This is a genomic window from Streptomyces sp. NPDC052236 (assembly GCF_044548015.1).
Taxonomy (GTDB): domain Bacteria; phylum Actinomycetota; class Actinomycetes; order Streptomycetales; family Streptomycetaceae; genus Streptomyces.
Genome location: NZ_JBIUBL010000017.1, coordinates 144,812 through 154,034, shown reverse-complemented (window position 1 = coordinate 154,034; position 9,223 = coordinate 144,812). Strand labels below are relative to the sequence as shown.

At 67.8% G+C, this 9,223-nt stretch carries 9 protein-coding genes; 5 read left to right on the top strand and 4 right to left on the bottom strand.

Annotation, left to right across the window (positions count from 1 at the left end):
- Nucleotides 1–108: 108 nt before the first annotated feature.
- Both ACIHCQ_RS26745 and ACIHCQ_RS26740 read right to left on the bottom strand, forming a co-directional pair.
- Nucleotides 109–573 (bottom strand): ATP-binding protein, encoded by a 465-nt coding sequence (locus tag ACIHCQ_RS26745; protein ID WP_399667266.1) that lies wholly within the window; start codon nt 571–573, stop codon nt 109–111.
- 269 nt (nt 574–842) lie between these two features.
- A complete protein-coding gene (locus ACIHCQ_RS26740; protein WP_399667264.1) occupies nt 843–1,124 on the bottom strand; it encodes an alpha/beta fold hydrolase in 282 nt (93 codons plus the stop codon).
- Here ACIHCQ_RS26740 and ACIHCQ_RS26735 point away from each other — a divergent pair.
- Nucleotides 1,113–1,472 carry a hypothetical protein gene (locus ACIHCQ_RS26735; RefSeq protein WP_399667261.1) on the top strand — a complete coding sequence of 120 codons (360 nt, stop codon included), beginning with the start codon at nt 1,113–1,115 and terminating at the stop codon, nt 1,470–1,472. The two genes, ACIHCQ_RS26740 and ACIHCQ_RS26735, sit on opposite strands and share 12 nt — an antisense overlap.
- A 30-nt stretch (nt 1,473–1,502) precedes the next feature.
- Here the strand turns inward: ACIHCQ_RS26735 and ACIHCQ_RS26730 are convergent, their stop codons facing one another.
- Entirely contained in the window at nt 1,503–2,471 is a 969-nt protein-coding gene (locus ACIHCQ_RS26730) for a helix-turn-helix domain-containing protein (protein ID WP_399667258.1), read from the bottom strand.
- A gap of 324 nt (nt 2,472–2,795) precedes the next feature.
- Here ACIHCQ_RS26730 and ACIHCQ_RS26725 point away from each other — a divergent pair, with 324 nt between their 5' ends.
- Nucleotides 2,796–3,287: a peptidoglycan-binding protein gene (locus ACIHCQ_RS26725; protein WP_399667256.1), complete on the top strand. Its 492-nt coding sequence runs from the start codon at nt 2,796–2,798 to the stop codon at nt 3,285–3,287.
- A 278-nt stretch (nt 3,288–3,565) separates the two neighbouring features.
- On the top strand, nt 3,566–3,865 hold the full coding sequence (locus ACIHCQ_RS26720) for an NIPSNAP family protein (RefSeq protein ID WP_399667253.1): 300 nt from the start codon (nt 3,566–3,568) through the stop codon (nt 3,863–3,865).
- On the opposite strand, the gene ACIHCQ_RS26715 is transcribed toward ACIHCQ_RS26720, so the two are convergent.
- Nucleotides 3,866–7,405, bottom strand: coding sequence for an AAA family ATPase (locus ACIHCQ_RS26715; protein WP_399667249.1), 3,540 nt, complete (start codon nt 7,403–7,405; stop codon nt 3,866–3,868).
- Nucleotides 7,406–8,045: 640 nt separating this feature from the next.
- Here ACIHCQ_RS26715 and ACIHCQ_RS26710 point away from each other — a divergent pair.
- Both ACIHCQ_RS26710 and ACIHCQ_RS26705 read left to right on the top strand, forming a co-directional pair.
- Nucleotides 8,046–8,912, top strand: coding sequence for a helix-turn-helix domain-containing protein (locus ACIHCQ_RS26710; RefSeq protein ID WP_399667397.1), 867 nt, complete (start codon nt 8,046–8,048; stop codon nt 8,910–8,912).
- Nucleotides 8,909–9,184, top strand: a complete 276-nt coding sequence (locus ACIHCQ_RS26705) for a DUF397 domain-containing protein (RefSeq protein WP_399667246.1) — start codon at nt 8,909–8,911, stop codon at nt 9,182–9,184. The genes ACIHCQ_RS26710 and ACIHCQ_RS26705 overlap by 4 nt, the downstream gene beginning before the upstream one ends.
- Nucleotides 9,185–9,223 lie beyond the last annotated feature (39 nt).

The window sequence follows — 9,223 nt, the reverse complement described above, 5'->3', positions numbered from 1 at the left end:
AGCTGTGATGGTCGAGTCGACGTACCTGCCGGACCAGTGCGGCGGGGTCGCGATCGGGTGGCGCCCGGGGGCGATCCTCCAGAAGGTTGTCCTGATCCCCCGCGCGAGCTACCGGGGCACGGGCACCTCGACCACCGCCCACACCGTCTTGCCGGGACCGGCAGTGCGCGGCGTGATGCCCCAGCGGGTGGCGAGCGCGTCGACGAGGAGCAGGCCGCGGCCCGACTCCTCGTCGGGGGATGGCCGTTGGGGATCGCGGCGGGGGCACTTGTCGGTGCGGGTGTCGGTGACCTCGATCCACAGCGCCGTCGGGGTCCCCGCGAGGCGCAGATGGAAGTCCCTCCCGGGTACGTGGCCATGGCGGACCGCGTTCGCCACGAGCTCGGCCGTGATCAGCGTGACCGTCTCATTGGCGGTGGACTCGTACGGGTGGCCCCACTCGTGCAGCCGGTGCGAGACAAGCCGCCGGGCAAGCCGCGCGCCGCGCGGCGTCGAGGTGAACCGCATCGTGAACTCGTGAAGGGCCGCAGGGTCGTGAACGAGCCCCGCCGACGGGGTGGTTGCCGGTTTCATGGCGCCAACGCTTCCGCCTTGCCACCAGCGTTGACCAGTGGCGACGCGCGGACGGACACACGGTGTACGCGCATGTGAGAAGGGTGTACGTGCCCGTGGTGCGGGGCACTCGACGAGCGGGCGGCCCGCCGTAGGCGACGGCCGCCAAGCGTTTCCCCTCATCGCGGCATTGTGCCGGGGGGCCGGGGTGCGGCAACATACCCCGGCTACCCGACTGGGGCGGACACCCCCTCCTCAACGCCGCATGACAGGGCGGGCCGCGAGCAGGCTCAACCGACAGGGACCCTCTCCTTGAGAAAGCCGATCAGTAGATCGGTAACGACCGTTGGCTGCTCCAAGCTGGGAAGGTGACCTGCCCACGGCAGTTCAACGTGGTCGGCGTTCGCGAGCAGCTGCGGCAGCCGGGCAGCGATCTGCCGGAAGTCCGCCAGATCATGCGCGCCCGACAGGACAAGGCAGGGCGCTTGAATTGCCGCCAGATCAACCACGGCCTCGACTGGCTCTAACTCCTCAGCGGCTGCCAGCTGCAGCTCGAAGGCGTGCCGCTGCATCTGGCGTACCGCCTCGCGCGCGGTCTCGTCGGCGTCCGGGCCGAGCCACGTTTCGACCATCAGTTCCGTCGCGCCGACGATGTCGCCTCCTTCGGCGTAGCGACGAAGGGCGAACCGACCAAGGTCAACGGCAGCCCCGCGATTCCGTTGGTGGTGACCGACGAGGCGGACAAGGGGGGCTCCTACACCTTTTACGTCGCCACCGAGGGCAAGCCGTACATCCTCAAGGTCGTCTACAAAGGCGCCGAGTATCGCAGCACCACCTCGTTCAGCGCCTTCGACAAGCCGTTGGATGTGCGGCCTCCGGCCAAGGCCGACGTGCTGGACGCGAGCGGCATCGGCCGCTGAGTCACGCGAAACGCGTCCGCGCGGAGACCATCACGCGGAGGAGCGAGGGTGGTGCTGGTCGCGCCAGGCCCGAGGCGAGATTCCGTATGCCTGTTTGAACACCTTGCTGAAGTGGGTCGCGTCCACGAAGCCCCAACTCCGTCCTATCGCCGCGATGGTCCGCAGCCGCCCGTTCGGGTCGGCCAGCTCCCGCCTGCATTCGGCCAGGCGGTGTGTACGGATCCAGTCTCCGAGGCTGATGCCCGACCGGGACAGCACAGCGTAGAGGTGACGTACGGAGATGTCGTGTGCGGCGGCTATCCGTGCCGCCGACAGATCGGGATCGGCCAGGTGCTTCCGGATGTAATGAGTGACCCGCAGGCTGAGCGTCGCCTCCAACGGCGCCTTGGCCAGGCTGGAGTTACCGTGCTGGGACGTCAGGACGGCACGGAGCAGTTCGACGCTGGGTTCCACGACGGCCTCGGCGTGCACACCCTGGTGCAATTCGTCGCTGACGGCCAGTTGGGAGAAGTACGTGAAGGCGAGGCGCGCAACGGGGTTGTCGGATCCCAGGGGGACCGCGGTGATGTCTCGTAGCAACCGGTCGGGGAGCGCGAGTGCCGCGCGGGGGAAACGCAAGAAGCGGTAGTCGACTCCCTCGTCGAAGAGAAGTGTGTAGGGAGCGATCGATTCGTAGACGGCGCAGTCTCCCGGCCTCAGCAGGCACTCGCGACCGTTCTGCACCACCACGCTGCTGCCCGTCATCTGAACACCGAGAGTGACGGCCGGCTCCTCGTCCTCCCGGGCCAGCCGCTCCGTCCGACGGAGCGTGGCCGCGGTCGCCCGCGCTGAACAGATCCTGATGGGCCCCACGGTGCCGAGCCCTATGCGAACGGAGATGTCCTCAGCCGGAGGATGGTGGTCGATATCGACTGCCACCATGGCTTCCCACACCGCGTTCCGGAGGACTTCCTCCCGGTCCCGCGGCGGAATGAACGCGGTGTCCAGGACCGGGCTCATGAGGCAGACCTTCGTCTGCGGCGGTCATAGATCCGGCCTGACAGTACCTCGGCCCGTTCCCCCACAAGCCACCTTTCGACACGGACGGTTCCAGACATGAGTTTGGCGGGATTCTCTCTTGTGCGCAATGGCTTTCGACGGGCACGCGCGGGGCCCCTGCCTGATGCGGCGTCAACTTGAGGCGGTGCAGGCGGTGCACTACTGACAAAGTTCCCTGCATGAATGACAAAGTCCGAAGCCCACGATGTCCCTAAGGTCCATGGGTGAGGCCGTCACTGAGACGACATCACCGACCAGAAGGATTGCATCGTGCAACGAGTATCCATGACGCTCCGCATGCGGATCGCAGTGTTGGGGGCTTTGGCTCTCCTCCTCGCCTCCGGCCTGATAGCCAGCCCGATGATGAGTACGCCGGCCCACGCCGCCTACGGTCCCTGCAATACCACCTCGTTGCGCGACGTGCCCAATCTCGCCGGGGACAACGTATACAAGTTCCCAGCCCGCTCGGACAACGGGCTCTCCTGCTACATGGGCTACCAGCAGGGTTCCACGTCGGCGGTCCGAGCTCTGCAGGAGGCCATCATAGTGTGCTACGGCGGCACCTGGGCCGCCCAGAGGGTCGGCAACTCCGGTGGCGCCGACGGCATCTACGGCACTGCCACGGTCGAGGCCGTCAGGTGGCTCCAGATCAACAAGCTCGGACTCTCCGGCAGTGCCGACGGCGTCTACGGCCCCCTGACCCGGAGCCGTATGCTGTGGCCTTACAACTACCATGGTGCGGTGCTGTACCACTGCGACAACCCATCGGCGTACTGACCGAACTGGCTGGGTCGCATCCGATGACGTGACCAGACAGACGCGAGGGCCACCAGCGACTCATCGTCGCTGGTGGCCCTCGTGTGCGTCGTCTCCGCAGAGCCTGCGCCGTCCGCGCACATCTATGACGTAGCACCGCAGCGGTGGGCGATCCGGCGGGTCGAGATCGCGAGGCGGACGGGTACGCGTCGGGCCTGAGATTGGCCCGTCCCCCGCCTCAGTTCAGCGCATAGTTTGTGGGTGACGCACCGAGGCGAGCTCCAGAAGGGATGTATGAGATGCCCAGGACCACCCAGCTCCGTACGTACACCGTTCGCGACGGCATGCTCGACGAGTGGGTGGAGCGGTGGCGTACGGAAATTGTGCCGCTGCGGCTGGAGTTGGGATTCTCCATCGGCGGGGCGTGGGTCGACCGCGAGCGTAACCAGTTCGTCTGGCTGATCTCCTACGAGGGTTCTGAGACGTTCGCGGAGCGCAACGCGATGTACTGGTCGTCACCTGCCCGCAAGGCGATGAATCTCGTTCCTGACGACTATCTGCTGCACACCGACGACCGGACGGTCGAGGAGCGGTACTGACTACGACGGGGCGAGCGACAGCATGTGCTGACGCCGTTCATCCTCGCTGAGTGTCCGGAAAACCCGTCCGCGCGCGTGTGCTTCGAGCCGGTCGAAATCGGGGACTGCGGACCATACGCGGGCTGTTCCGTCGAAGGAGGCGGTGAGCAGCCGCGTGCTGTCCCGTGACCAGGCGACCGCCGTCACCTTGTCCTGGTGGACGCCGACGACGCCGATCTCCTCGAAGGTGGCGGAGGACCAGACGCGGACGGTGTGGTCGTCGGAACCGGTGGCGATGAACCGTCCGTCGGGAGACCAGGCGATGGCGCGGACACGTCCTTCGTGGCCCTTCAGCGTGTCGACACGGCGTCCTGTGGTCGCGTCCCACACCGCGGCGGTCCAGTCGCCGGAGGCGGTGGCAATACGCTGCTCGTCCGGGGACCAGGCGACATCGTCCACGTAATTGTCGTGGCCGCGCAGGACGGTGAGCTGTCGGCTCTCGGTGACGTCCCACACGCGGCAGGTGCGGTCGTCGGAGGAGCTGGCGAGCAGCCGGCCGCTGGGTGACCATGCGATCCGGCCCACCCAGTCCTGATGTTCAGCCAGGGTGATGAGTTCGGTCCCGGCGTGCACCGACCAGACGCCCACAGTGCCGTCGTGCCCGCCGGTGGCGATCCGGTTGCCCTCCGGTGACCAGGCACAAGCCTCGATGACCTCGCCATGATGCTCGAACAGAGTGCTCCCTGCCTCGTCCACGACACGGAACACCCCGTCGTTGGTGCTCAGCGCGAGCCGATCACCCTGCGGCGACCACGACACGCTCCACACCCGGTCGCCGAGCCGGACCGTCCGTCCGGTTGGAGCCCCGGTTGCCGCGTCCCAGACGCGGACGGTGCCGTCGTCGGAGGCGGTGGCGAAGCGGCTGTCGTCACAGGACCACGCCACCTGGTTCACAGGACCGCGGTGCCCGTCGGCCCGTACGTGCTCGGCACCTCGCGGCCGGAGGTCCCAGACCATCCCGGTGCCGTCGGTCGAACTGGTGGCGAGCTGCGCGCCCGAGGGTGACCAGGTCACCCCCCAAACCGTGTCGGTGTGGCCACGCAGTACGGCCAGGACCTTGGCGTCCTTGGTGCTGACGATGCGTACGGTCCGGTCGGACGAGGCGGAGGCGAGCATACGGCCGTCCGGGGACCAGGCCACGTTCCATATGTAGTCGGAGTGTCCGCGCAGCAGCAACCGCAGGTCGCCGCTCTGCGCGTCCCAGATGCGCACGGTGTGGTCGCCGGAGCCCGTGGCGATGCCGCGACCGTCCGGGGACCACGCGATGCCCTCGACGAAGTCCGAGTGACCGGTCAGCGTCGTCACGGCCGCGCGAGTCGCCATGTCCCACACGATTGCCGTCTGGTCGTGGGAGGCGGAGGCGAGAGGCGTGCCGTCCGGTGACCAGGCGACGCCCCAGACATCGTCGCGATGCCCACGCAACTCAGCGACGAGATCGCCGGTTTCGGCCTCCCAGACCCTTACGCCACGGTCCCTCGATGTGGCAGCCACCAGTCTTCCGTCGGGTGACCAGGCCACCTGCCTGCCGATGTCGGTGGCGCCGGTCAGCAGCCGGACCGGAACGCCGGAGGCGGCGTTCCAGATCCGCACCACGCGGTCCCGGCCCGTGGTGGCGAGACGGCAGGAGTCGGGTGACCAGGCGACCGACTCGACCATCGTGCCGTCCGACGGGAGGATGAGCACCGACCGCCCGGAGCGGGCGTCGAAGACGCGTGCGGTGCCGTCTCTCGACGCCGTGGCCAACCGGCGGCCGTCCGGGGACCAGGCGATGTGGCGGACGGTGTCCGTGTGTCCGTCGAGTCGGGTACGAAGGTGGCTCGACGCCAGCGCCGTCATGAGACCGCGGAGTGCGGCCGGCGTGGGCGTGCATTCCCCGAGGGCAGCCAGGGAGAGGAGGATGGCCCGCTCGGGCCGGCTCTCCGCGCTGCCGAGTACATGACGGCCGATGCTGTCCGAGACGCGGCGTAGGAAGGCCAGATCTCGTCGCTCCGAGGAGTGGACGAGTGAGCGTGCTGGTTCCGAGGCCTGTCCGGCCTCCTCCAGTGCGGCGAGCCAGCGCTGTGCCAGAGCGAGTCGTTCTCCGGTGAGAAGGTAGTCGTCGCTGCGGCCGGAGTGCTCCCAGTCCTCGGCCCACCGTTCGAGCTCGGCGCGTTCGCGCAGCTGCTCGACGCGTGCTTCGACCTCCTGCCTCAGCGGAGCCCACTGGCGGAACAGCGCCTCGTGCGTCACCTGAGCGTAGGGCTCTTGGCCAGAAGGAGAGTCGCCGCGTACGTCGGACATCAGCAGCCGTGCGTCCACGAAGGCGTCCACGACACGGCGCTCCCGGTCCGTCAGTTCGGACAACGGAACGCGCCTGCGGGCGACTTCCTGTCCTTGGACCGTGACGAACCTGAGCAGGACCCGGAGCACGAAGTCGATTCCGTCGCCGGTGCCGAGCTCGGCCACGGTGTGATCTGCCTGCCGCGCGAGGGCGCCTGCCGCACCGCCAAGGTTCCGGTACAGCTCATTGGTGACCGTCTCACCGGGGCCGGAAGCGAAGTAGAGTTCTTGCAGGAGGTAGGCGAGCAGCGGCAGGGCGTCGTCCGTGCCCACGTCGTCCACGATGGAGTCGGTCACTCCGGGCGCGAAGGAGAGACCCACCAGGGCTCCGGGACGCTCCACCACCTGGACCAGCTGGCTTCTGCCCAACGCGCCGATGGCGATGGGACGTTGGACGAGGTCGGCGTGGCCGGTGCCGAGAAGCTGCCCCAGGAAGTCCACCCGGAGTGTGGCCAGCACCCGGATTCCGGAGTCCTGCTCCACGCAGGAGCGGAGCGCATCGAGGAACTGTGCGCGCTCCCGTCCGCCGGCGAGAGTGACGACCTCTTCGAACTGGTCGATCACCAGGAGCGTGCGTCGGAACCGGCCGCCGCGCAGCCGCGACAACTCCGCACCCAGCGAACCCGGCCCCTGGCGTAGACGCCGCAGGACAGCGCTCACCTGTTCCTGCCCTCCACCGGCGACCGCGATGGCCGAAGCCAGGGCCCCGAGAGGGTTCGGCCCGGGAGAGACAGCGGGCAGGACCGTCCACCGGCGCCCTCGCAGCCGAGGCATTACACCGGCTCTGACCAGCGAGGACTTTCCGCTGCCGGATGCACCGACGAGTACCAGGAACCGGTCGCCCGACCGCTCCGCCGATGCGTGCAGCCTGCGCGTCAGTTCTTCGGCCTGGGCCTCCCGGCCGAAGAAGACGGCCGCCTCGTCTTCGACGAACGCGTCCAGACCGGGATAGGGGACGCGGTCACGCGGCCATTCGACCGGCGGCGGAGCCGGGTTCTCCAGCCGGTACACCACGACCTGCCCCACCACCATGGCAACGACCAGCAGCCCGATGGCGGGTACGGACGCCTGTTGAATGGCCTGTAACAGCCAGGGCGCGTCGTCCGCATTGGTGGCGTAGTTGGTCACGATGCCGAGCAGGCTCGCGACAAGTACCAGCATGATCTGGAGAGCCAGCTGCATGCGGTGCCTCATGAGGCACCAACCTCGGCCTGGTCGATTGCCGCCAGCACTCCCAGCCTCCGCTCCCACCGCCGAAGATCCGGCACCGGCTTCGGCCGGTGAACGTCCGGCACCGGTGTCCACGAACATCATCGGAGGCAGGGGAGGCGAACTCAACACCGTGCGGGGAAACGAGCCACGCACGTGTGACCCGTCGCCGGTCCGAGGGACGCCTCACGCTCATCGACGAACTGGGGTGGGCGCGGTGGCGGTGGCGAGGGCGCAGCGCGCCCGGAGTGACTGGGGTCGGGCTGCGGGAGTTCGTCCGCTGTGCTTTCAGTGGCTTCGTGTACGCCGATTCCCATCGGACTGGAATTGGCGTACACGAGAAGAGGCCAACGACCCATGCGGCGGTGGCGTCGCCTTCGACGTCGACCCGACGGCAGCGGATGGGCGGGGCGGGCTCGCCCAGATGGGGGATTCGTGGGGATCTGCGGCCGAACTGGGTTGTGGCGTGCGTACCGTTGATCGGGGACGGGGTGTGACGGGAGGCGGACGCTGTGTACGTGCGGGCGGGGTGGTTGTACGCGGCGCGGGGCGTGCCCGACGGGGTGGTGGGGGCGTTGGCGTTAGTCGGGGTTCTGGGAGGTGGCGGAACATGATGGACGAGCGGGAACGTGAAGCGGACCGGGATGTGGACGCGGAAGTTGACCGGCAGCCGGATCGCCAGGCCGGGTCGGGCATCCTGCATGTGTTCGGGCGGCAGTTGAAACGGTTCCGGGAGTGGGCGGGCCTGGAGCGCGCGGAGCTCGGGTCAAGGACGGGGTACTCGGCGTCGACGATCGCGTCGTACGAGCAGGGGCGACGGATCCCGCCGCCGAGGTTCATCGAGCAGGCGGACGAGATCTTGGGCGCGCGGGGCGTGTTGCTGGAGATGAAGGAGGAAGTGGCGCGGGCGCAGTTCCCGGCATTCTTCCGCGATGCGGCGAGGTTGGAGAGTCAGGCGGTCGCGCTTCATGTGTACGACAGTCACGTGGTCAACGGCCTGTTGCAGACGAAGGAGCATGCACAGGCGGTATTCGCGATGTGGCGGCCCTTACTGGACGAGGAAGTCATCGAGCAACGGGTGGCGGCTCGTCTTGCCCGGCAGTCGATCTTCTCTCGGCGGCCAGTCACACACATGAGCTTTGTGATCGAGGAAGCGGTACTACATCGGCCCACCGGTGGGATGGCCGTCTGGCGGGGCCAGTTGGAGCAGATTCTACTGATTGGGCAGAGGCGGAACGTAGAGATCCAAGTCATGCCCTCGGCTCGCGAGGAACACGCGGGACTGGCCGGACCGTTCACCTTGATGGAGACCGCAGAAGGGCGGAGGATCGCCTACACAGAAGTTCAGGGCGACAGCCGGGTCCACACAGAGCGCGGCAAGGTACGGGAACTTGAGACTGCTTATGGCACCATCCGTGCGCAGGCTCTCACTCCGTCGGAGTCGCTTGCTTTGATCGAGAGGTTGTTGGGAGACAGATGAACGGGCAGGTGGCCGGTCAGAGCACGCAGAATCTGGCCTGGTTCAAGAGCAGTTACAGTGCCGGGGACGGCGGTCAGTGCGTTGAGGTGGCCGTCACCTGGCACAAGAGTGGCTACAGCGCTGGCAACGGTGGCGACTGCGTCGAGGTTGCGTCCTGCCCCGACGCCTTGCATGTCCGGGACTCGAAGAACACGAGCGGTCCCATGCTCACGATGACGCCTGGTGCTTGGGGTGCGTTCGTGGGCTACGTGGTGGAGCGTCGTACCGCGTAGCGGGTGCGTGTGGCTTGATGTGGGGCGGCTCCCGACGAG